This is a genomic window from Pseudovibrio sp. SCP20 (genome assembly GCF_057774105.1).
In genome coordinates this window covers 1,179,285-1,203,385 of the sequence record NZ_JBYMDH010000001.1, presented here as the reverse complement: position 1 = coordinate 1,203,385, position 24,101 = coordinate 1,179,285, and the positions used below count along the sequence as shown (strand labels likewise).

The window sequence follows — 24,101 nt, the reverse complement described above, 5'->3', positions numbered from 1 at the left end:
TGTTCTGACTTATTCGCCAGGTGTCCAGGCGTGGTAATCTCCGGTCACTTCCGGACGTTTTTCCGGGGTCAGGATGGAGCCTTTTGGACGGTAGGCGTTTGGTGTGCCTGTCAGGTTTGGCTGGTGATCTGCTTCCCAGTCGCGCTTGACGTATTCCATCTCTGTTGGAGGCGTGTCAGTGCGGTAGTGCATCCAACCGTGCCAACCGGCAGGGATCAGGGAGGCTTCTGCGAGGTTCTTATAGATCACCCAGCGACGCTTGCCGCCACGCTCTCTATAGTACTTGTTGCCAAACTCATCGGTACCGACGAACTCACCCTTTCTCCAAGTGAAGAAGCGAGTGCCCCACGTGTCACTGTTCCACCATGTGAAGAACGTAAGCAGAAGGTGTTTCATGTGTCTGGCCTTTCCAGATCGCTGGCTTGTAAATTTTGCTGGAATATGACGAGTGTTGGCCTGCCTGTCCAGTCTTTGAGTACCGTAGTTTCAACTATTCACCGGAAGTCGCTTAAAATATCCTAGGGTCAGTTATCAATTTCCCAATTCTGCCCCTCATTTTGCGTCTTCACTTCTTGGCTCTGCGCGGCAAGTACGGGTTTTGACTGAATTTGTCTGCCGGTGAAATGTTGCCGACTTCCAGATCCTTGAGGGAAAGCGGTTCATTGTCGTCCCTGCCCCGCTGTATGCGCGGCGGCGGTGCCGGTTCAGATTCGGGCGCGGGAACGTTTTCGTCCTTCTGGTATTCGCGCGCTTTGTTGAGCGCCGCAAACTTGGCCTGATTCTGTTCCAGACGTCTTGCCGTGCCATCAATAATGAAACCACCATCCTCATTGCGCACGAACTGACGGCGATCCTTACAGATTGATTCCAGCGACTTCTTCAGCACAGCAGAGGAAATAGGTGTCACCAACAGATGGTGGGCCCCTGCTTCCATGGCGCGGGTTACGAGCGCGCGGGTGCCGTAAGCGGTGATGAAGACGAGCGGAACGTTGATGAGTTCAGGGATTCGGCCTGAGCGCATCAGCTTTAAAAGCTGGAAGCCACTGACCGGTTTCATCTCCCATCCGGACAACACTATATCTGGTGGGTCCGAGATAAGCATCGGCAATGCATCCTTGGGACTGTCATAGACACGTACGCGCCCCAGCTTCAGGGTACCTAATATGCCCCTTAGGATTGCTTGGGTGGGTTTTGACTGTTCCACAAGAACCACATCTAACTGAGAAATGTCCTTGCCGAAGGAGGTGTGATGCATATCTGCTCGCTAATTTAACCTAACCAGATACTGAAGGTAATTGAGAAACTATATATGATCTCTCCATACAACTACTGCGTAAAATTGCGTGGGGTGCACAGACTTTTTTACCTGCGATTTTTTGTGATCCACTGAATAATTTTTCCGAAAAATATCCCCCAGAAAAAATGAGGTTGAGTTTGCTTTTTCGCTTGGCTTTGCGGAAATGGCAGGGTTCTGCTGCCTGTGCCCCATTTCGGACATACTTGAAGCTCCACACAATCCACACAGATTACAATATTTGGTGTTCCGATCCCTCTTATGCACACAAGCAGTGGACAGATCGACCTTGACGATGGTTTCCGATTCAATCTAGTTTGAGGTCGAAATCAAGACGTGTTCAGGATAGTGCGGCCTCGGCCGGGAGTTCACCAAATTTAAGTAGCTTCGAGTGCTAGGAGTTGGATTTATTTTCAGTTCCGGCGGTCGCTTTTTTTTGCCAATTGCAAGCTAAATATTGTGTTAATATATTATCGACACACTAGATATTGTGATAGCATCAGATTGCGTACCACTTTGCCTGCGTTAACTAGTATAAATACCAGATGGCGGATTAGTCGAAACCGGCGGCGGATTTTTGATTAAAATCTTAGCTATCTGATCTCTCAAAACCGAGATGCGCCGCGGTGATCTTCACCGGGTGCGATAAGGGGCTAAATATGAGAATTGAGCGCCGATATACTGCGGAAGGACAATCCCCCTACGCAGATATTGAATTCTGCAATGCCACAAGTGAGATCCGTAACCCAGACGGGTCCGTTGTGTTTCGCCTTGAGAACATTCAGGTTCCAAAGCAATTCTCTCAGGTTGCCTCAGACATTCTTGCTCAGAAGTATTTCCGTAAGGCAGGTGTGCCTGCAAAGCTGAAGGCCGTTGAAGAAAACACGATCCCTTCCTGGCTGTGGCGCAAAACTGCAGACGACAAGGCGCTGAACAAGCTGCCTAAAGACAAGCGCTTCGGTTCTGAAACCGACAGCCGTCAGGTCTTTGATCGTCTGGCAGGCACTTGGACATACTGGGGCTGGAAAGGCGGATACTTTGACAGCGAAGCTGATGCGCAGGCGTTCTATGACGAACTGCGGTACATGCTCGCCACTCAGAAAGTCGCGCCAAACTCCCCGCAGTGGTTCAACACCGGTCTACATTGGGCTTACGGCATTGATGGCCCAAGCCAAGGTCACCATTACGTTGACTTTGAAACCGGCAAGCTGACACGCTCTGCGACCGCCTATGAGCATCCGCAGCCGCATGCTTGCTTCATTCAGTCCGTTGATGATGATCTTGTGAATGAGAACGGCATCATGGACCTGTGGGTTCGTGAAGCGCGTCTGTTCAAATACGGTTCCGGCACCGGCACCAACTTCTCTTCTCTGCGTGCAAGCGGTGAGCGTCTGGCAGGCGGTGGTAAGTCCTCCGGCCTGATGAGCTTCCTGAAGATCGGCGACCGTGCAGCGGGCGCGATCAAGTCCGGCGGCACCACCCGCCGTGCGGCGAAGATGGTTGTGGTCGACATCGACCATCCGGATATCGAAGAATTCGTGACCTGGAAGGTGCATGAGGAACAGAAGGTTGCGGCGATCGTAACTGGTTCCAAAGTGTGTCAGAAGCACCTTCAGGCTGTGATGAAAGCTTGCGTCAACTGCGAAGGCAGCGGCGACGATTGCTTTGATCCGAAAAAGAACCCTGCCCTGAAGCGCGAAATGCGCGCTGCCAAGAAGGCAATGGTTCCTGAAAACTACATCCAGCGTGTGGTTCAGTTCGCACGTCAGGGCTACAAGACCATTGAATTCCCAACCTACAACACAGACTGGGATTCTGAGGCATATCTGACCGTTTCCGGCCAGAACTCCAACAACTCCGTTCGCGTAACTGATGGCTTCTTGAAAGCTGTTACTGCTGATGGCGAGTGGGATCTGATTGGCCGTATCGACGGTGAAACCAAGAAGACCATCAAAGCTGCAGAGCTTTGGGAGCAGATTGGTTACGCGGCATGGGCTTCTGCTGACCCAGGCCTGCAGTACCACACCACCATCAATGAGTGGCACACCTGCCCGCAGGGCGGCGAGATCCGCGCATCCAACCCATGTTCTGAGTACATGTTCCTGGATGACACGGCTTGTAACCTTGCCTCCCTGAACCTGCTGCAGTTCCGTCAGGATGACGGTCAGTTCGACTTTGACAAGTTTGAGCATGCGACCCGCCTCTGGCAGATCGTGCTTGAGATCTCCGTCATGATGGCGCAGTTCCCTTCCAAGCAGATTGCAGAGCTGTCCTACGAATACCGCACCACGGGTCTGGGCTACGCCAACATCGGCGGCCTGCTGATGACCTCCGGTATTGCATATGATAGTGACGAAGGCCGTGCGCTGTGTGGTGCGATCACCGCAATCATGACCGGTGTGTGTTACGCCACTTCCGCTGAGATGGCTGGTGAGCTGGGTGCGTTCCCTCGTTATGAGGAAAACGCGAAGGACATGCTGCGCGTGATCCGTAACCACCGCCGCGCTGCCCACAGCGATACGCAGGGTTATGAGAAACTCAGCACCCTGCCTGTTCCTCTAGACGCTGCCAACTGCCCGCAGTCTGACCTTGTTGAACGTGCCCGTCTGGCATGGGACAAGGCACTGGAACTGGGTGAAAAGCACGGTTACCGCAACGCGCAGACCACTGTTATCGCGCCAACCGGTACTATCGGTCTGGTGATGGACTGTGACACCACTGGTATTGAGCCTGACTTTGCGCTGGTGAAGTTCAAGAAGCTTGCTGGTGGCGGTTACTTCAAGATCATCAACCGCGCTGTGCCTGAAGCTCTTCGCGCTCTGGGTTACTCTGAAGCTGAAATTGGCGAGATCGAAGCCTACGCTGTTGGTCACGGTTCCATTGCTCAGGCTCCAGCCATTAATGAGGCCAGCCTAAAAGCAAAAGGCTTTGATGATGAAGCGCTTGAGAAACTGGCTGGCGCCCTTGGCTCTGCCTTCGACATCAAGTTCGTGTTCAACCGTTGGACCCTTGGTGACGAACTGCTGACCGGCAAGCTGGGCGTTTCTGCTGAGCAACTGGAAGACATGGAGTTTGATCTCCTGTCCCACATGGGCTTCAGCAAAGCAGACATTGAAGCAGCAAACACCCACGTTTGTGGTGCTATGACCCTGGAAGGTGCACCGCACCTGAAGGAAGAGCATTACCCAGTGTTTGACTGTGCGAACCCATGCGGCCGCATTGGTAAGCGCTTCCTGTCCGTGGACAGCCACATCAAGATGATGGCAGCGGCTCAGCCGTTCATCTCCGGTGCGATCTCCAAGACCATCAACATGGCAAACACTGCCAGCGTTGAGGATTGTAAAGACGCTTACATGCTCTCCTGGAAGCTTGGCCTTAAAGCTAACGCGCTTTACCGCGATGGTTCCAAGCTGTCTCAGCCGCTGAACGCTCAGCTGCTGGAAGACGATGAGGATGATGCAGAAGATACCGTTGATGACATCCTCGCACAGCCACAGGCTGCTCGGGCGGAAGCTGTTGCAGAGCGTGTTGTTGAGCGCATCGTTGAGCGTGCTGTTCGCAACCGTGAAAAGCTGCCGAACCGCCGCAAAGGCTACACTCAGAAGGCTTCCGTTGGTGGCCACAAAGTGTACCTGACAACCGGCGAATACGAAGATGGCCGCATCGGCGAGATCTTCATCGACATGCACAAGGAAGGCGCTGCGTTCCGCTCGTTGATGAACAACTTCGCAATCGCGATCTCTCTTGGTCTGCAGTACGGCGTGCCGCTTGAAGAATACGTAGACGCATTCACCTTCACCCGTTTTGAGCCTGCTGGCATGGTGATGGGTAACGATGCGATCAAGAATGCAACATCCATTCTTGACTACATCTTCCGTGAGCTCGCTGTATCCTATCTGGGTCGTAACGATCTGGCACACGTTCCGCCGGAAGCGCTGGACAGCGCAACCTCCACCTCCCGCTCTTCTGCTGAAGGTCAAGGTGATGAAGGTGGACCGGCGATCGTGTCTCACGGCCTTGTTCGTGGTCAGACCGAAAAGTTCCGTCTGGTTCCAGGTGGTGATCCAGCTGTTCAGCTGGCCGGTGCGATCACAGCTCAGTCTGATGCCATTGCAACCGCGTTCCAGCGTGGCGGCGAAGCAACCGCAACAGCAACTGTTGGCACAGCAACTCCAGCTGCTGCACAGCCATCCGTTGCCAGCCAGGTCGCTCAGGCGCGCATGAAGGGCTATGAAGGCGAAAGCTGCGCAGAATGCGGCAACTTCACCATGGTCCGCAACGGTACCTGCCTGAAATGCGACACCTGCGGCTCCACAAGCGGCTGTAGCTAATTGGAACTTGAGATCAGCGCGAGATAACTCCGCTGATCTTTGACACCTGATTACAAAAAAGGCCCTGAGCTTCGGTTCAGGGCCTTTTTTATTGATCTCATGCTGAAACGTCAGATGCTGGCGTTTGCTCTAATTTTGCTCACGCTGAATAACGGTTTCATAATGATCAATGACCCATTGATCCAGCTGCGCGACGATACCGACCAAAGACTTTCCATGCTCAGTCAGGCGATAGTCTACTCGCGGTGGTACTTCGCCATAATCATGCCGATGAACAAGCTTGGCATCTTCTAAAGATCTCAAAGTTTGCGAGAGCATTTTCTGAGAAATGCCTTCTATCTTCCTCATAAGCTCGCTGTTTCTCTTTGGACCATCCAACAGCGCTGGCAGGATCAGCAAAGACCACTTACCGCCAATAATTTCAAGAAGTTGCCGAGAGGGACACTCCGCGCCATATGGGTTAGCAGGCAGCTTAATGCTCATCATATCCCTCACAAATTTATAGTTACCAAAAGGTGCGTACTTAACTACTGGCACCAGTAGGCCTACGTTAGCCCCCGTCTTGGCCAAGTCAATCTTAGTCTCGTGAAATGATTGAGAGAGATGATGACAAATAAAGCAAAATTCCTGGTGACAGGTGCAACGGGAAACATAGGCGGTGCTGTTGTGAGTGCGCTTCTCGCCAAAGGAATGAATGTACAAGCAGGCTCGACGCGTCCAGAGACCGCCCAATACGATGACCGCGTTGAAAAAGTGAAACTTGTTTATAGTGAAACAGAAACCGTTAAGGCAGCCCTTGAAGGGATAAATGGCGTTTACCTGATAGCACCACCTATGGATCCGTTTGTTCAAAGGGTTCTTATTCCCTTCATTGATGCTGCTAAAAAGGCCGGAGTGAACCACATCATCCTTAACTCGTCTTTCGGAGTTGAGTTTGAGGAGGATGACGCTTTGCGCATAACAGAAAAGTATTTGATGGCCTGCGGAGTAAACTACACCATCTTCCGGCCCAACTTCATCATGGAGAACTTTACGAGCGGCTTTATTGCGCCAATGATCGCAGAGGGTGGCATTTTTCTGGCCGCAGATGAAGCAAAGACCAGTTTTGTAGCCTGCAAAGACATTGGTGCTTGTGCAGCGGTCGCTTTTGACGAAATGCTGTACGATGGAGAGTTTAATTTGAGCGGTCCTGAAGCTATCAGTCACTCAGATGTTGCTCGGATCATCTCCAAGAAAACTGGTAGGTCCATCCAGTACCACGCTTTGAGCGAGGAAGAGATGCTGGCCGCAGCACGTGCGCAAGGCATGCCAGAGGCTTCCGTTGAAATGTTTGGCGGGCTCTATCATTTGACCCGGGAAGGCATCATGGCTCGTGTGTTTAATGATGTAAACACGATAACAGGAACGCCACCACAATCGTTTGCGCAATTTGCCGCCAGTGCGAACTGGTAGGTTCCTTAGATGTGTCGATTCTGAAGCATATCTAGCTTTGTAGGTGCTGAGCCTTTTATGTAGGGGTAGAGCGCGATCTGGGTGCCTTGAAAGACAGGAAAGTGCCTATCTCTTTAATCAAACAAGTGAGTTGAGAAATGGCAGATGATTTACTATCTGCTACTTCCCTCTATTTCCCAAGATTGTGGGCGCGAACTGTTCACTTTAGGCTGGCTGTGAGTGTCAGGTTTTCCACCTGCCCCGCCAAAACCAAGCCTTGACTGAATGGAGGCCTTCTTATGCCTGAGACTGCACCCAAAGCGCCGATGAAAGCTTCTGATCTTCTTGTGGCGGCACTGGAGGCGGAAGGGGTAGAGTACGTTTTTGCCGTTCCCGGCGAAGAAAACCTCGATATCGTTGAATCGCTGCGCACATCATCGATTGAGTTGGTACTCAACCGGCATGAGCAAGGCGCAGGCTTTATGGCAGCAACCTATGGGCGCCTGACAGGCAAGGCCGGTGTGTGCATGGCAACGCTTGGGCCTGGCGCCACCAATCTGGCGACACCGGCAGCCTACGCCTATCTTGGCGGGATGCCGCTGATCATGATCACAGGTCAAAAACCGATCAAGCAATCCAAACAAGGACAGTTTCAGATCGTTGATATCGTGAGCCTTTATGAGCCGATCACCAAGATGTCGAAGGCTATTATCAACGGGAACACCATCCCTGCCCTCGTTCGTGAAGCCTTTCGGGTCGCGGAAGAAGAACGCCCCGGCACCGTGCTTCTGGAGTTACCGGAAGACATTGCAATCGAAGAGACTGATGAGCCACTGCTGCTGCCTCACCCACGGTACTATGCCATTGCTGGCGATACGGTGCTTGATGAAGCGGCTGAGATGATCCGCGACGCTAAGATGCCACTGCTTCTTCTGGGGGCTGGCGCAAACCGGAAGGATGCGCACGCTGCGCTGAGTGCATTTGCTGAAAAAACGCAGATCCCGTTCTTCAATACCCAGATGGGCAAAGGGGTGATCGATGAGCGCTCCGATCTGTTTTTGGGAACGGCAGCACTGTCTGATGGCGATTACATCCACTGCGCAATCGCACGGGCGGATCTGATTATCAATGTAGGCCATGATGTGGTTGAGAAACCGCCTTTCCTGATGGAGCCCGGCGGCACCAAGGTCATTCACCTGAACTATAAGGCCGCGCAGGTGGATCAGGTATATTTCCCTCAGGTTGAAGTGGTTGGTGATCTTGCAAAGTCCATCACACGTCTGGGAGATATCCTTGGCGGACCGCTGGAGTTTGATCGCAGTTACTTTGAGCGCATCAAAAAGGAAACAGATTTGCACACCTCTGAAGGGTCCGATGTCTCCCGCTTCCCAGTAATCCCGCAGCGATTGGTGGCAGATACCCGAAAGGTGATGGGAGATGATGACATTATCGCGCTGGATAATGGCATCTACAAAATCTGGTATGCCCGCAACTACAAGGCTCACAAGCCCAACACCATTCTTCTGGACAACGCACTGGCGACGATGGGTGCAGGTCTGGCGTCTGCCATGATGGCTGCCAAGCTCAATCCGGAAAAGCGGGTCATGGCGATTTGTGGAGATGGCGGCTTCATGATGAACAGTCAGGAGATGGAGACTGCTGTTCGGGAAAAGCTCAATCTGGTGGTCGTTGTGCTTGATGACAGTTCATACGGCATGATCCGCTGGAAGCAGGCCCATGCCGGTTTCCCTGACTGGGGCCTGCAATTCGGCAATCCGGATTTTGTTGCCTATGCCAACAGTTATGGCGCCACCGGTCATCGTATTACGCGTACGGAGGATCTTGTTCCGACATTCGAGAAGGCCTTTGAAGCTGGCGGCGTACATCTGGTGGACGTCCCCGTTGATTACAGCGAAAATCAACGGGTTCTGATTGATGAACTGGCCGCAAAGACCTGCTTGATTTAACCCTTAGTGGGCCAATCCAAGGCGTTTTTGGAAGAAGGTTTCCAGCTGGGTGAGTGCATCGTAGATCAGGACGGCGAACAGGCCGACAATGAGGCCACCTTGCAGGACGTAGGCGGTGTTGTTGGTGAGCAGGCCTGCAATGATGACCTCCCCCAGTGTACGCGCAGCAACGGTTGAGCCGATTGTGGCGGTGCCTATGGCAATGACGACCGATAGTCGAATGCCGGTGAGGATCAACGGGAGTGCCAGCGGGAGTTCGACCTGAAACAGGCGCTGCCGGCGGCTGAGGCCTATTCCTCGGGCCGCTTCCATTGTGGCTGGTGGCAGGGTTGAAAGGCCGGTCATGGTGTTTTCAAAGATGGGCAGGATGCCATAGAGGAACAAGGCGACCAACGTTGGCCCTGAGCCAAATCCCAGCATGGGGACAGCCAGAGCAAGCACGGCAATAGGTGGGAACGTCTGGCCCATATTCGCGATTGTGCGGGAGAGTGGCAGAAAGGCTTTGCCCGATGGTCGTGTCACAAGGATGGCCAGCAATACTGCAACAATGATCGCAGCCACTGAGGCAGCAGCGACGATACCGAGGTGGCTCAACGAGAGCGACAGAAGTGATGCGCGATTATAGATGATTGCGGTGCCCTGTGGTGCAAATGGTGCGAACATGGGTTCAAACCATTCAGGACGCAGAACCAGCGCGAGCATCAAGGCACAAACAATGGCTCTCAGGAGGTTAGCCCAGCTCATGGGTGCCCTCCGCTCTTGACCGGATTGCTTCCAAGGTCACGTGGCCGACTAGTTCGCCATTCCGTTCCACCGGGACAGCATCTCTTCCGCTCCACAGACACGCAGACAAAGCCTCTCGCAGGTTCGCCTTCTCATCTATTGGCTCACCCTCAACAGCACCATCCTCCAGAATGTCAGAGATGGATAGCAAGGACAGCAAGCGGAGTGGGCGATCAACACCGCCAACCATCTCCGCAACAAAGTCCGTTGCTGGGTTGCTGATGATCTCTGCCGGGGTTCCGTGCTGGACCAGACGCCCCTGATCCATAACCGCGACCTGATCCCCCAACTGGATGGCCTCTTCCATGTCATGGGTGACAAGAAGGATTGTCGAGCCAAGCGTGCGCTGGATACGGTGCAGGTCTGCCTGGGCTCTTGTGCGAATGATGGGATCGAGCGCCCCGAAAGGTTCGTCCATGAGCAGAAGGTCTGGGCGGGATGCTAGAGCGCGAGCCACACCGACGCGTTGCTGCTGTCCACCTGAGAGTTCTGCCGGATAGCGGCTGCGAAACTCTTCAGGTGGCATAGAGAACAGATCGAGGAGTTCGTCGACCCGATCCTGTATCTTTGCCTTGTCCCATCCCAGCAGCCTTGGAACAGCGCCAATGTTGCGGGCAACGGTGTGGTGCGGAAAGAGGCCGTGTCCCTGAATGGCGTAGCCGATCCGTCTGCGCAGCGCGTTCTTCGCCATGCCTGTTGTTGGCTCTCCATTGATCCGCACTTCGCCTGAAGTTGGTTCAACAAGGCGGTTGATCATACGCAGCAGCGTGCTTTTGCCGGAGCCGGAGGTGCCGACAATAGCGGTGATCGTTGCGCTCTCAATGGTCATAGAAACGGCATCAACAGCAGAGCGCCCCTCGTAGATCTTCGTGATGTTGTCGATCTCAATCATTGATGCCTCATTGTGTTTGGCTGGGCGAGTTCGACCAGAATGTCCATTGTGATCGCAGAGACCAGAGCCAGTGCCACCGTTGGCAAGGCTCCGAGCAGGATCAAATCTGTTGCGGTTTGATTGAGACCCTGGAAAACAAAGGTTCCAAAGCCACCGCCGCCAATCAGCCCAGCAATGACTGCAAGACCGATGTTCTGCACCAGAACAATGCGGATGCCTGCGAGCATGACAGGCAGACCAAGCGGCAGCTGGACTTGAAACAATCGTTGATTGCGTGTCATCCCCATACCGCGCGCTGCATCCATTGCCGCTGGTGGTGCGGCCTCCAGCCCTGCAACGGTGTTGGCAACAACTGGCAGCAAAGAGTAGATGACAAGCGCCAGAAAAGCCGGAAGAAATCCAATCCCGGCAACGCCCAGTTCCCGCGCGCCGGGCACTGTTGTGCCAACCCATGCCAAGATCGGGATCATGATGCCGAACATGGCAAGTGACGGAATTGTCTGGAGGAAACTGAGTATCGGCAGCACCGCACTTCGCAGAGTCTCATTTCGGTGGCTTAAAACACCAAGCGGGAAGCCAATGGCTGCTGCAATAGCTAAAGAACCAAAGGCTAATCCTAAATGCCGTCCTGCAGCATCAAAGAAGGCATCCTGTCTGCTGGCGTATTCTTTGAAGATGGAAAGGTCAGTCAAAGCCCCTGACCACAGGATCAGGACAAAAGCCACTATCGTTCCAATCAAGAGCGCACCGCGCGTGAGCGGACCGGGAGCGAGATACGATAGCGCATCAGCTGCGAGCAAGAGCAGGATCGCAAAGAGGAACCAGAACCCGCTTCCTAAAGACACCCTTGCATACGTCCCTGCCCCTTGCAGGAGCGTTTCACTGCCATGCATGAGCAGCCAGACCAAAGCAGCAATGCCCAAGGCTGCACCTACCAGCCTCAGTTTAGGGAGAGCGGCTGGCAGGCCCAGAACAAGGCTCAGGGCTATGAAAAAAAGCCCTGGACCAGTCACTTCCGGTGCAGCAACTGCCCAGACAGGGATACCCTCACCCGCCACGATCCGGTTGGCTGCGAGCGTCAGAAAAGGCGCGAACAAGGCAAAAAGCCCCAGAACCGCGAACAAAAGTCCGGGCCCTGAGACCGACGATTTGATCCTGCTAGGCATAACGTGGGTAATTAGTCCAGAACACCAGTCTTGGTCAGGTAGTCCTTCGCAACAGCAGCTGCTGGCTCACCGCCAACCTGAATGCGGCCATTGAGTTCCTGAAGCGTTGCCAGATCCAGACCAGCAAAGATTGGGTTCAGAACTTCAGCAACCTGCGGATACTCTTTCAGGGTTTCGCTGCGAATAACCGGCGCTGGCTCATAAACCGGCTGAACGCCCTTGTCGTCGGTCATCACAACAAGACCTGTCGCTGCAACGCCGCCATCGGTGCCATAGGCCATGGCTGCATTTACGCCGGAAGTTCCACGAGCTGCTGCCTGAATGGTTGCTGCTGTATCACCGCCAGAAAGAACAACTGTCTGGTCTGGAGAAAGTTTGAAGCCGTAAGCTTCCTGCATTGCCGGCAGAACAGCTGGTGAGGACACGAACTCTGTTGAAGCCGCCAGTTTGACGTCACCACCTTTTGCAACCCATGCGCCAAAATCTGACATGGTTGCAAGGTTGTTCTGGCTTGCCAGAGCGCCAGTTACAGCAATTGCCCAGGTGTTGTTCGCCGGGGCTGGCTGCAGCCATACCAAGCTGTTCTTTTCGCCATCCAGCTCAGCTGCGCGGGCATAGCCAGCCTTTGCATCTTTCCAGACATTGCTGTCCGCTTCATTGTGGAAGTAAGCGGCGTTGCCGGTGTATTCTGGATAGATATCAATCTGATCCGCCAGCAGCGCTTCACGCACCACTTGCGTGCCGCCGAGCTGCAGACGACGCTCAACAGGCAGACCAGCATCTTCAAGTGCTAGAGCGATGATGTTTCCGAGGAGGCCACCTTCTGTATCAATTTTGGAAGAAACAACGATTTCAGCGTGAGCCGCAACTGTGAGGGCTCCGGTCATGCCGATTGCAGCAAGAATTCGATTAAGTGTCATAGCGAAGTAAGCTCCTCAAAGCTCTCTGTTTTTGGCAATGCAATTTGAATTTTCGATTATGGGAAGAATGTGACGTTCGTGAAAGGACGATTGTCCTAAATTTGCGGATGCCCGATGGAATCGATTTCGCAAATTCCTTTGAATGTCACCTGAGAATTCTCCTAGCTCCGCGGCTATGTTTGCCTTCCAGCACGCTCTTGTGAGCCAAACTTGGTTCCGAGCTGTGCTAAGGAATTATCCATATAGGTAACCGCTTGCCACCAGACAACCGGAGTCCACCGCAAATTTCCGATTAATCCATTGTTCTTGCTGTCTGTCAGTTTCTCAGCATAAACGCAGCTCAGCCCTCACCGCAAGGTTTTGCATCAATTACCAAGACAATCTGTGTTTGCAATAAAAACGGCCCTCCAAATGAAGGGCCGTTTTTCAAAATGTTTCGCTTTTACTGCTTAGGTTCAGTTGGACTGAATGAGGCTTTGGGCGACCATGTCGTGGTCGAGCCAGAGGACTGGAGCTGCTGGTTCGCTGGCTTCGCCGAAGATGAGCGCGCCGGTTGCTGCGACCACGTGCTGGCTCAGCTCATCGCTGATCAGCTCTTTGCGGTTTTTGTGCAGGTCTACGATTTCCTGAGAGGTGCCAACGGTCTTGTCGACCTGCGCTGCAGAGTTCTGCATTGGCCATGCTTCGAAATTGTAGAACGGCTGCATGGCATCATCCTGCTGATAGTCAGAGACTTTCTGCAGCATGTCTTCCACGGTGGCGTCGTCTTTCAGCAGGTCCTGACACTTCTGCCAGATACCATCCACCCATGCGCCGCCACCTTCTTTTTTTAAGGCTGCAAGCAGAGGCAAAAGAGACAGCTCAATACCTGCGAAAACATCAGAAGAGTTGGTGCGGATTTCAGGACAGTTGAAGACGGTTGCCTTCACGCCATTATCCCAAGCCGCTTTCGCAAAGTTTTCCAGGTTCATTTTGGCAAAGCCCTGCGTGTAGCTGGTGTAGGTCTGCCATTTGTACTCGCCATCAATCAGAACGCGAGTGCCGTGGTAACCGTAAGCGGTGTAACGCACCTGACCACCGTCTGCTTCAATGCGCTCGCGGATGGATTTACTTGCTTCCAGCAGATGACCGAAGCTGTTTGCGGTCACTTCGTCGAAGTTCTGCAGGATCAGCTTGCCCAGATCGCTGTCGATCAGGTTCTGAGATGGCATATGACGTGCGCCGCGGCCTTTATAGATGCGGTTTGCGATTGCCATGAAGACTTTTGCACGTGGAATGCCGCCAGCCATGGTGTGGGCGAAGAACACGTTCTTGCCTGCCGGGATCATGCCATTCAGCTGTTCCATGATCTTTGCCAGGGACGCTTTAAAACGCTGTGTGCCCAGCTCACGGCATTTTGCCAGATGATCCCAGTCGAGCTTGTGCTCCTGCCAGGTGTCCATGGTCATTTCGTTGACCAGTTCGGTTGGCGTTGGTGTGCCTTCTGGCGCATCCTGATCAAAGCCAGCCATCAGAGGCACGTTGATGATTTTGCCGCCAAGGTTCGCTTCAGCTTCTGCCAGCTCTTCGTCTGTCAGCGCACGCAGTGTGTTGTCAGCGTCGCGGCGACCAACGGTGATGCCGATGACGTCCATGCCTGCAGCTTTGGCTTGCTCCAGCAGGCCAGTGGCATAGCCGCGTCCAAAAAGCTCGCCGAACAGAACGAAGATATCACCTTCCCGGAACAGGGTGTTGTGACTGATTTTTTCGAGCGGTCTGGATGTGTTCATCAAGATCTTCCAAGGAGTTTAACAATGGTAAACCACTTCGCGCGCATGTTGGTGCTGCACGAACATGGTGTTTTTCTTTGTCTGGTGGTTCGTGCCCCTATGGCACAGCCCACGCGAGAAACAGTTGTAATGCCGCAGCTAACCTTTTTGGATTTGAACGGTCAACACCATACAGGCGCTAAATCAGGCTTTTTCAGGATTGGTTGCACCAAAACACTCTGAGAAGAGTTTTTGAGTGCCATTTTTAGATGATTAACGTGTTAAGCAGGCCATTTCTTAGCCCTTTGCGTCGTGAATACCATTTCATCCAAGCGCATTACTTTAAAGTAAGCTCAAACTGCGAAAAATAACCGAGTAATAGGTAATGCGGACTGCGACACAAAAGCATTTGCCTGGCAGATGGAGTGGGCGTATCTCCAGCGCCCCGCTTTTGCTGTTCTGCTTTGAGTTCAATCAGAACAAGCCAGAGTTGGACTGGTTGTTTTAAGGGACCGTCTACACAACCAAGTTAGTTTGACCATAAAAAATGCAGGTCTCGTCACTCGTGCGTCTTTTTGCATTTTTCGGCGCTTGTTGAAGCACGCCATGACAATAAAACATAAGTTCAATCCCCCCGTCTTTATCAGTTCGATCTCGCTGATCTTCCTGCTGCTGCTCACTGCGGTGATCTGGCCGAAGGGGTCTCAGGAGTTTTACACCAGCATTCAGGACTGGATCGAAACCAATACCGGGTGGCTTTACATTCTTGCCGTTGCGATCTTTCTGCTGTTCATCCTGTTCATTATGGTGAGCCGGTTTGGGGACATCAAACTGGGGCCCGACCATGCAGAACCGGACTATAGCTACAAAAGCTGGTTTGCCATGCTGTTTTCGGCAGGCATGGGGATCGGACTTGTGTTCTTTGGTGTGGCTGAGCCAATCATGCACTTCATGTCTCCTCCGGGGATGGAAGGCTACACGATTGAAGCTGCCCGCGAAGCCATGAAGATCACCATGTTCCATTGGGGTCTGCATGCCTGGGCGATCTACGGCGTGGTTGCCCTATCGCTGGCCTACTTCACCTATCGCCATCAGCTGCCGTTGCTGCCTCGCTCGGCGCTCTATCCGCTTATCGGAGAGCGCATCTACGGGCCGATTGGTCATGCGGTGGATACATTCGCGGTGCTTGGGACGTTGTTTGGTGTTTCTACGTCGCTTGGGTACGGCGCATTTCAGGTAAACTCAGGGCTCAACTATCTGTTTGATGTTCCGGTTTCGACGACCTCTCAGATTGTCCTGATCGTGTTGATCTCCAGCATGGCGACAGCATCAGTCTTTTCTGGCCTCGACAGAGGTGTGAAGCGGCTTTCAGAGACGAACCTCATTCTTGCAGTTTGCATCATGTTGCTGGTGTTGATCGTGGGGCCAACGGTTACGTTGTTGCAGACAGCGGTTCAAAATGCCGGTGCGTATCTGGGAGACCTGATCCATAAGACATTCAATCTTTATGCCTATGACAGAAAAGACGAATGGCTGGGTGGTTGGACCCTGCTTTACTGGGGCTGGTGGATTTCATGGTCTCCGTTTGTGGGCACATTCATCGCCCGTGTGTCGCGTGGGCGTTCCATTCGCGAGTTCCTCGTGGGCTTGCTGTTTGTACCAACCGGTTTCAGTCTGATCTGGTTCACGATTTTCGGGAACACCGGTATCGATCTGATCCTTCATGGCGGCGCGCACAATCTGGCTGAGGCTGTCTCATCGGATGTTTCACTGGCTCTCTTCAAATTCTTTGAGTACATGCCGTTTTCATCCGTACTGTCCATGCTTGGCATTGTTTTGGTGGTTGTGTTCTTTGTAACCTCTTCTGACTCTGGTTCATTGGTGATCGATAGCCTCACATCCGGCGGCGACATCAACTCGCCAGTATGGCAGCGTGTGTTCTGGGCAGTCTTGCAGGGTCTTGTGGCTATCATCCTATTGTACGCCGGTGGTCTGGGAGCTCTTCAGACGGCGACAATTGCCAGTGCCTTGCCCTTCCTCATTGTGATGCTGTTGATGTGTTTTGGGCTTTACAAAGCTTTGCAGGACGATGCCTTGCGCACCAAAAACCTTCAGATGCACCACACCACGGTTCAATACACCAAAAGCACGGTGGATTGGCGCCAGCGCATTGGAACTTTAACCGAGAATGCGACACTGCAGGATGCCCGGCAGTTTATGCAGACCGTGGGCAAGCCTGCGCTGGAGAAGGTTCAGGAAGAGTTCGAGAAACGCGGTTTCACCACCACGCTGACCGGGTCTAGGAACTACCGCCTGACCATAGAGCAATCGGAGGAAACCATCTTCGTTTACGGCCTGCGAAAACGCTACTTCACCACGGCTTTGGCGATTGGTCCCGGTCATCTGATTGATGATGAAGACGGTGAAGAGGAAAGCGATGATGAAGGCACAAACTACTACCGCGTCGAGGTGTTTTTGGCTCAAGGTGGTCAGGAGTATGATGTTCTTGGCTATACAGAAGAACAGCTGATCGCGGATGTGGTGACTCAATACGAACGCTTCATGCAGTATCTGCATCTCTCTCAGGCAGAGCTGATCTGAGCCACCAAACAGCATGCTGGAGCCTTCACAGTTTCAGCATGCGTCTCGTTCCCCTAGAGCGGTGGGATTAGGCCGCTGACTTCTTCTCATTTAAAATCCAAACGTGAATATTCTGCACTGAGAACTGACAATTTTGGAAGCTTTCGCAGCGTGTTACAGCTTGCATTCATATAAGTTTAACGACGCGGCAGCAGCGCTTTCAGGGAAGTCAGAAAATGATTAATTTCGATGCTCTCAGGGCCTCCAACACTCGCACAAGTCCTTTCCAATACATGGTTGGAGAGAATGTTCTTACCAAAGAACAAGCTGCTGACATTCGTCGTGATTATCCTGAGATCAAACAGACTGGCTACTTGCCTCTGTCCAAGTTGGAGGCGACTGGTGCCTTTCAGAGCTTGATTGAGGATTTACAGAAGCCTGAACTTGCAGAGATCCTTTCTGACAAGCTGGATCTGGACCTCATAGACAAACCACGGATGATCACCGTGCGCCGCCTCTCCAAACATGGAGATGGCCGGATACACAACGATTCCAAGTCCAAAATCTGCACCATGCTCATCTACCTCAATGATGATTGGGACAACGCAGAAGGCGGAGCTATTCGCGCACTGAACGGTGACAAGGACATGGATGACTATGCCGAAGAGGTATCTCCTCTTGCTGGCAATGTTTTCGCCTTCAAACGCTCAGAAACAAGCTGGCATGGACACCCATCCTTCAAGGGTGAGCGATACGTGGTGCAAACAACCTTTCTGATTTCAGAGGAAGAGCTGGCACGGAAGGAAAAGCGTGGTGGTTTCCAAACAAAGCTGAAGCGGCTGCTGCGGATAAACTGATCCGACTTGTTCGTTATGGCTGAGTGTGGCGGTTGAGCTTCATAGAAGTCTCAAAGCTGCCAGCGATGTTGCCTGTCGATTGGATGACGCGTGCTGCAGTTGGGATTAAGGTTAGTTTGGAATATCGTCGTGTAATGATGTCGGATAATGCCTTCTAATCGAGTTAGTCCGCCACGATGACTCTGGCATTCCAACTCTCTGCTGACTGATAGAACGTATCGGTTGGTTTCTGCTCTGTGACAAGGGTGTCAATCAAAGTTGGATCGCAAACATTGATTGGGGCTGTTCGGGTGAACTTTCTGGAATCTGCGGCCACGATTTTACAGTTGGCATGTTGCATGACTGTTCTGGAGATTTGAGCTTCTTCAAGGTCAAACAGCATGATGCCTTTGCTTGAGCTTATGGCAGCAGCAGATAAGATCGCGTAGTCTGTTTGAAAATTCTCGAAGAAGCTTGCTGCTGTGGCGCCAAATGCACCACCATCATGGGCACGTAGTTCTCCACCTGCCATGAAGACGCGGTTTTCATTTCGTGTGGCGAGTTTGTAGGCAACGGCGACCGAGTTGGTGACGACCATCAGGCGCTTATGGTCTTTAAGCGCATCGGCGATAAAAGCGGTGGTGCTGCCCACATCCAAAAAGAGAGAGCTTTCGTCTTCAATCATGTTTGCGACAGTTGCAGCAATCTTTCTTTTTGCTGCCGGGCGCTCAAGCATTCGTGCGTGAAAGTCGCTTTCCTCATTGTCTTCATGAAGCAGTCGCACACCCCCATGGACTTTCTCAAGAAACCCTTCTTTTGCGAGTGACTTCACGTTGCGGCGGATGGTTTCTTCTGAGACTGCAAGGTGCCTGGCAAGGCTTACGATTCGGCTCGTTCCTCCTGCCTTTCTGACCGCTTCCAGGATTTCACTTTGGGTTTGATTATTGATGTTTTCCATGAAATCCGCTCCACAACAGCTTTGCATATGCCAGTGTTAAGTCCCGTTATTCAAAACACAAAATGCCTCAAATAGCCACATTAACCCACACATCGGTACATTATTTTAGAATTATATCTGTGGGATTATGTTGATTTCCTCAAATACCTCAACGTAAGCTAAGTGCACGCTGATAGAGTTGTTCGGGGGCTGGGTTTCAATTCTTGCAGCGTTGAGATGAGGAAAATCATCTGCAGGAGGGGACAGGATGAAATACTCTGGAATTCCATCAGTTGCTTTGATCATGGCTTTGAGCATCAGTGCAGCCAAGGCCGACGTTGAATCTCTCGATCCAATCAAAATCACAACGCATGACTGGTCTGGTCAGATCATCACCACCACCATCATGGGGGAAGTTCTGAAACGGGCTGGCTATAACATCGAGTATGTACAAGCCGATTATATTGCTCAGTTTGCTGGCCTCAAGACCGGCGACCTTCACGTCGCCATGGAGATTTGGGAAACCACAGGCCGGGAAGCGATGGATGAAGCCATTGAAACCGGGAATGTGGTGAGCCTGGGTGAAAGCGGCATGATCGCCATCGAGGAATGGTGGTATCCATCGTACATGGAGGACGTTTGTCCCGGCTTGCCGAACTGGGAAGCCCTCAAAGACTGCGCCGAAGCATTTTCAACTGCTGAGACTGCACCATTAGGGCGTTATTTAGGTGGTCCGGTCACCTGGGGCGGGTTTGATGAAGAGCGCGTCGTGGCTCTGGAGCTGGATTTTGAAGTTGTCCATGCCGGTACCGATGCTGCGTTGTTTGCAGAGTTGGAGTCTGCCTATCAACGCAAGGCGCCCATCATTCTCTGGCTTTATGAGCCGCATTGGGCGCCTGCAAAGTATGACGGTAAGTTCATTGAGTTTCCGCCCTACTCTGCCGCCTGCTATCAGGATGCGACAACGGGAGTTAACCCCGGTGCAGCCTATGATTGTGGCAAACCCACTGGCCCCATCTGGAAGGTTGCCTGGGCGGGTCTAGGTCAAAAATGGCCAGGCGCTGCGCAGGCAATCTCCAACTTCCACGTCAGCAATGCTGAAATGAGCGCCATGATCTCCAAAGTGGATCTGGAGGGGCAAGCCGTTGATGCGGTTGTCAGTGAATGGCTCTCTGCAAATGAAGAAAGATGGCAGGGCTGGTTAAAATAACTCTGCCCCGGATCTAGCCTTGATACGAGGCCAGATCTTCCTTTGCTTCCAGTTGACGATCAGCGCTTGTGGGGATGTTTCATGAACCAGTCTGTCCTTTTGGATTGCCAGGATCTTTGGAAGATCTATGGGTCTAACGCAGAGGCTATTCTGCATGACAGACCATCCAGGCCTGACCTCGCAGCACTGGATGCTGCTGGGCTGACGGGTGCTGTTCGTGCTGCCAATCTGCAGATTATGAAGGGCGAAATCTTCGTAATCATGGGCCTTTCCGGTTCCGGTAAATCAACTTTGGTGCGCTGCCTTTCCCGTTTGGTGGAACCTACCGCAGGTTCGATACGTTTTGAAGGGCAAGACCTGCTCAGCATGTCTGAGCGTGAGCTTATTGAGGTCCGGCGCAAGAAGATGGGTATGGTGTTTCAGCAGTTTGCCTTGCTGCCGCATCTGACCGTCCTTCAAAACGTCGCCTTTCCATTGGATGTGCAGGGTGTGCGCCGCGCAGAACGCGAGGCGCGCGCACAGGAGATGATTAACACCGTTGGCCTGACGGGGCGTGAAAACGCCTATCCTCGGGAGCTTTCTGGTGGGCAACAGCAGCGGGTTGGAATTGCGCGATCGCTCGTTGGTGATCCCCATCTCTGGTTTCTTGATGAGCCCTTCTCTGCGCTGGACCCCTTGATCCGGCGAGAAATGCAGAATGAGTTTTTGCGACTTCAAAGCAAGCTTCACAAGACGATCATCTTCATCACCCATGACTTTGAGGAGGCTATTCGGTTAGCAGACAGAATTGCCGTGATGAAGGATGGTGAAATCGTCCAGATTGCAACGCCGGAACAGCTGGTCACTCATCCTGCAACAGATTACGTGGAAGAATTTACGCAGCATATTCCCAAGACCAAAGTCATTCAGCTTGCAACAATCATGGAGCAAGGATGCTCAGCAGGATCGTATACCGGAGATCTGAGTGCGCATCTGAAGGTCGCGGATGTGGCGGTTCAAGTTGGAAAGTCAAACCGTCCATTTCGTGTGATGAATGATGATGATGAACCGATTGGAACCATAGATCGCGATAAGATTGTTAGCCTGCTGCTGGAACAGGAGTTGGTGGAATGATCAACCAACTCTCGGAACGCTTTCGCAGCCCTGCTCTGTTTTGGGGCGTTCTTTTTGCTGCAACCTGGTTGCTCTCCAGCTATTCGTTTCAGCTGTACAAAGCCTTTGGGGCGCGATGGATCATTAAGTTTCCCGGTGCGTGGGAATGGAAGTTGGACAACCGGATCAGCAGTTTCATGTCGTGGTTGGTTGAAGATGCCAGTTTTGGGCTTTTCACGTTTCGTGAGCTTACACGTTTCTTTTCTGCGTTGATTGAACTTCCCTATGATGCAGTGAGAGCCTTATTAGCGGATGGCTTTAACTCCGGTGTGGGTCAGCAGGCTGTTGAAGTTCTGCCGTCCTTAAGCTGGATTGCAGTTACGCTGCTGCTGACACTAGTGGCACTTCGTGTTGGTGGCAGGCGTTTGGCGCTGTTGGTCGCTGGCTGCTTCTTTTATCTCGCAGCCTTTGGACAATGGCAAAGCGCGATGGTGACGTTGGCTTCAATTGCTATTGCGGTGCCATTTGGTGTGATTGGTGGGCTTGTGCTTGGCATTCTGGCTTACAAGTCTGCGGGTTTTGAACGCCTTTTGCGTCCGGTTCTGGATCTTATGCAGACCGTTCCCATCTTCGCTTATCTGGTGCCGATCCTCTTCCTGTTTGGTTTTGGGCCGGTTTCCGCGCTGGTCGCAACTATCATCTATGCCATGCCACCGATGGTACGTGTTGTGTTGGTTGCTCTTCAATCTGTGCCAACACAGTTACATGAAGCCGGGCAAATGGCCGGGTGTACGTCTCAACAGATGATGTGGAAGGTTCTGCTGCCTTCGGCTCTGCCAACACTCATGGTTGGAGTCAATCAGGTCATCATGCTCTCCCTGAACATGGTCATCATTGCATCAATCATTGGCGCCGGTGGGTTGGGTTATGACGTGTTGGCAGCCCTGCGGCGATTGGATATTGGCGGAGGCATCGAAGCTGGATTGGCAATCGTTGTCATCGCAATTGCATTGGACCGGTTGAGCCAGGCGTTTTCTCAGCCAGACCACGGACAAAGTGACGGGCTCGGTATTGATCGTATCAAGCCGGCGCCTCTGGTTGGGATTGCCCTCCTCAGCATTGTTGTGCTGGCATTGCTGGGCAAGTTGTTTCCATTTCTGCAAAGCTATCCGGAGACATTGACGCTCACGACCGGTTCCTTTTGGGATGAGGCTATCAAGTGGATCAACATCAACTTCTTTGAGGTGTTTGAAGCGCTCAAGACCACGCTGCTGACCTATCTTCTGTTACCGATTAAGCGCTTTTTTGTTGGCATCCCGTGGGCATGGGGCATTGTGGCTCTGGGGCTTGTAGGGTGGCGTGTTGGTGGCCTTAAGCTTGGCTTGCTCTGCGCCTCTCTTGCTGGGTTCATCGCGGTAAACGGCCTCTGGCGGGACGCGATGATCACCGTTTATCTTTGCGGCGTATCGGTCTTACTGGCTGCTGCAATAGGAATGCCACTTGGGGTTTGGGCGGGGCAGTCTGAAAGGGCGAACCGCGTTCTTGGCACACTGGTTGATACGCTGCAGACGCTCCCAAGCTTCGTTTATCTCATTCCGGTTGTCATGCTGTTCAGGGTTGGTGAATTTTCCGCCATGGTGGCGATCGTGCTTTACGCCATGGCACCCGCTTTACGGTATGCCGCACATGGCATACGCGAGATCAATCCGCAGGTTATCGAGGCTGGCAAAGTTTCAGGATGCACGCGCTGGCAGTTGCTCTGGCGTATCAAACTGCCCTTGGCGGTCCCTTCCCTTCTTCTGGGATTGAACCAGACCATCATGCTGGCCCTTTCCATGCTTGTGATTACCGCATTGGTTGGAACGCGCGACCTGGGCCAGGAAGTTTACATTGCTCTTACCAAAGCAAACACCGGGCAAGGCATCGTGGCGGGTCTTGCTGTTGCTTTGATTGCTATCATTGCAGACCGTATTTTATCCGCGCTCGCTAAATCCTCTCAAGCAAGATTGGGGCTGGTGACATGACTGAGACGTTGACGAAGGAATTAGCCGTAACCAAAGCACTTGAACTGCCATTCTGGAAAGCACCCAGCAATGCCGAGATATTGGGCGGTGGCATTACGAACTTCAACGTGAAGATCACCGATGAAGGCCGCACATATGTTGTTCGGCTGGGGGAAGATATCGTTGAACATGGGGTGATGCGATTTAACGAGCTTTCGGCCTGCCGGGCCGCTCACGCGGCTGGAGTTGCCCCTGCCGTTCGATACTTTCAAAAAGGCGCGCTTGTTCAGGATTACATTCCAGCTGATCCGCTCAGTGAGGAAGAAATACAGCAGCCAGAGATGCTTGAGTTGATCGTTGCTCTGCTTGGAAAAGTACACAGAGACGCAACCCAGTTGATCCGGGGCCCAGTTTTGGCTTTCTGGGTGTTTCATATCCTGAGGGATTACACAGAAACCCTGCGCTTGCTCGATTCCGATCACATACCCAAGCTGGATGACCTGATGCAAAAAGCACAAAAGCTTGAGGCTATTGTTGGCAAGGTGCAACTGGTGCTGTGCCATAACGACTTGCTTCCTGCCAATATTTTGAATGAGAATGGTCGGCTTTGGCTGGTGGATTGGGAATATGCCGGCATGAACTCTCCCTTGTTTGACCTTGGAGGGCTTGCCACCAACGCCAACCTTTCAGAAAGCATGCAGACAATGCTTCTGGAAACGTATTTCGACACGCCCGTTTCAGATGAGTTGTGGGAGAGATACAACGCGATGAAATGTGCATCTTTGCTGCGTGAAAGCATGTGGAGCATGGTTTCCGAACAGACATCCAAGATCCAGTTTGATTACGCAGAATACACCAGAGAAAACCTGCTCCGGTTTGAACGTGCTTATGCTGAGCTCCAGTTAAAATGA

The 24,101-nt window shown here is 52.5% G+C and carries 18 protein-coding genes; 9 read left to right on the top strand and 9 right to left on the bottom strand.

The annotated features are described in order from the left end of the window. Nucleotides 1-9 precede the first annotated feature (9 nt). Together AC3CB2_RS05290 and AC3CB2_RS05285 are read right to left on the bottom strand one after the other, a co-directional pair. Nucleotides 10-396 (bottom strand): NADH:ubiquinone oxidoreductase subunit NDUFA12, encoded by a 387-nt coding sequence (locus AC3CB2_RS05290; RefSeq protein ID WP_352930358.1) that lies wholly within the window; start codon nt 394-396, stop codon nt 10-12. Between the two features lie 169 nt (nt 397-565). Next, the gene (locus tag AC3CB2_RS05285; protein WP_352930360.1) at nt 566-1,255 is read right to left on the bottom strand and encodes a response regulator; all 690 of its coding nucleotides are present in this window, start codon (nt 1,253-1,255) and stop codon (nt 566-568) included. 698 nt (nt 1,256-1,953) lie between these two features. Here AC3CB2_RS05285 and AC3CB2_RS05280 point away from each other — a divergent pair. After that, entirely contained in the window at nt 1,954-5,625 is a 3,672-nt protein-coding gene (locus tag AC3CB2_RS05280) for a vitamin B12-dependent ribonucleotide reductase (protein WP_352930362.1), read from the top strand. Between the two features lie 129 nt (nt 5,626-5,754). Here the strand turns inward: AC3CB2_RS05280 and AC3CB2_RS05275 are convergent, their stop codons facing one another. Continuing rightward, entirely contained in the window at nt 5,755-6,108 is a 354-nt protein-coding gene (locus tag AC3CB2_RS05275) for a winged helix-turn-helix transcriptional regulator (RefSeq protein WP_352930364.1), read from the bottom strand. A gap of 120 nt (nt 6,109-6,228) precedes the next feature. Between AC3CB2_RS05275 and AC3CB2_RS05270 the strand changes: the two genes are divergently transcribed. After that, a complete protein-coding gene (locus tag AC3CB2_RS05270; RefSeq protein WP_352931747.1) occupies nt 6,229-7,077 on the top strand; it encodes an NmrA family NAD(P)-binding protein in 849 nt (282 codons plus the stop codon). 278 nt (nt 7,078-7,355) lie between these two features. Then, nucleotides 7,356-9,023 (top strand): acetolactate synthase large subunit, encoded by a 1,668-nt coding sequence (locus tag AC3CB2_RS05265; protein ID WP_352930366.1) that lies wholly within the window; start codon nt 7,356-7,358, stop codon nt 9,021-9,023. 3 nt (nt 9,024-9,026) lie between these two features. On the opposite strand, the gene AC3CB2_RS05260 is transcribed toward AC3CB2_RS05265, so the two are convergent. The 5 genes from AC3CB2_RS05260 to AC3CB2_RS05240 form a co-directional block, all read right to left on the bottom strand. Then, nucleotides 9,027-9,725 (bottom strand): ABC transporter permease, encoded by a 699-nt coding sequence (locus AC3CB2_RS05260; RefSeq protein WP_352931749.1) that lies wholly within the window; start codon nt 9,723-9,725, stop codon nt 9,027-9,029. Between the two features lie 28 nt (nt 9,726-9,753). Continuing rightward, entirely contained in the window at nt 9,754-10,698 is a 945-nt protein-coding gene (locus tag AC3CB2_RS05255) for an ABC transporter ATP-binding protein (RefSeq protein ID WP_352930368.1), read from the bottom strand. Then, nucleotides 10,695-11,864, bottom strand: a complete 1,170-nt coding sequence (locus tag AC3CB2_RS05250; protein WP_425328928.1) for an ABC transporter permease — start codon at nt 11,862-11,864, stop codon at nt 10,695-10,697. Before AC3CB2_RS05250 ends, AC3CB2_RS05255 begins: the two co-directional genes overlap by 4 nt. 11 nt (nt 11,865-11,875) lie before the next feature. Further along, nucleotides 11,876-12,784, bottom strand: a complete 909-nt coding sequence (gene osmF / locus AC3CB2_RS05245) for a glycine betaine ABC transporter substrate-binding protein OsmF (RefSeq protein WP_352930372.1) — start codon at nt 12,782-12,784, stop codon at nt 11,876-11,878. Between the two features lie 455 nt (nt 12,785-13,239). Beyond that, complete coding sequence (locus tag AC3CB2_RS05240) at nt 13,240-14,553, bottom strand: enoyl ACP reductase FabMG family protein (RefSeq protein WP_352930374.1); 1,314 nt, start codon at nt 14,551-14,553, stop codon at nt 13,240-13,242. 585 nt (nt 14,554-15,138) lie between these two features. On the opposite strand from AC3CB2_RS05240, the gene AC3CB2_RS05235 reads away from it, so the two are divergent. Both AC3CB2_RS05235 and AC3CB2_RS05230 read left to right on the top strand, forming a co-directional pair. Further along, nucleotides 15,139-17,133 carry a BCCT family transporter gene (locus AC3CB2_RS05235; protein WP_352930376.1) on the top strand — a complete coding sequence of 665 codons (1,995 nt, stop codon included), beginning with the start codon at nt 15,139-15,141 and terminating at the stop codon, nt 17,131-17,133. A 215-nt stretch (nt 17,134-17,348) separates the two neighbouring features. Beyond that, nucleotides 17,349-17,969, top strand: a complete 621-nt coding sequence (locus AC3CB2_RS05230; RefSeq protein WP_352930378.1) for a 2OG-Fe(II) oxygenase — start codon at nt 17,349-17,351, stop codon at nt 17,967-17,969. Nucleotides 17,970-18,132: 163 nt separating this feature from the next. Here the strand turns inward: AC3CB2_RS05230 and AC3CB2_RS05225 are convergent, their stop codons facing one another. Then, the gene (locus tag AC3CB2_RS05225) at nt 18,133-18,906 is read right to left on the bottom strand and encodes a DeoR/GlpR family DNA-binding transcription regulator (RefSeq protein WP_352930380.1); all 774 of its coding nucleotides are present in this window, start codon (nt 18,904-18,906) and stop codon (nt 18,133-18,135) included. Nucleotides 18,907-19,153: 247 nt separating this feature from the next. On the opposite strand from AC3CB2_RS05225, the gene AC3CB2_RS05220 reads away from it, so the two are divergent. The 4 genes from AC3CB2_RS05220 to AC3CB2_RS05205 all read left to right on the top strand — a co-directional run bounded on the left by AC3CB2_RS05220 (nt 19,154) and on the right by AC3CB2_RS05205 (nt 24,101). Next, complete coding sequence (locus tag AC3CB2_RS05220) at nt 19,154-20,095, top strand: ABC transporter substrate-binding protein (RefSeq protein WP_352930382.1); 942 nt, start codon at nt 19,154-19,156, stop codon at nt 20,093-20,095. An 81-nt stretch (nt 20,096-20,176) separates the two neighbouring features. Then, complete coding sequence (locus AC3CB2_RS05215; protein WP_352930383.1) at nt 20,177-21,208, top strand: quaternary amine ABC transporter ATP-binding protein; 1,032 nt, start codon at nt 20,177-20,179, stop codon at nt 21,206-21,208. After that, nucleotides 21,205-23,211 (top strand): ABC transporter permease, encoded by a 2,007-nt coding sequence (locus tag AC3CB2_RS05210; protein WP_352930385.1) that lies wholly within the window; start codon nt 21,205-21,207, stop codon nt 23,209-23,211. The genes AC3CB2_RS05215 and AC3CB2_RS05210 overlap by 4 nt, the downstream gene beginning before the upstream one ends. Then, a complete protein-coding gene (locus tag AC3CB2_RS05205; protein ID WP_352930387.1) occupies nt 23,208-24,101 on the top strand; it encodes a choline/ethanolamine kinase family protein in 894 nt (297 codons plus the stop codon). The genes AC3CB2_RS05210 and AC3CB2_RS05205 overlap by 4 nt, the downstream gene beginning before the upstream one ends.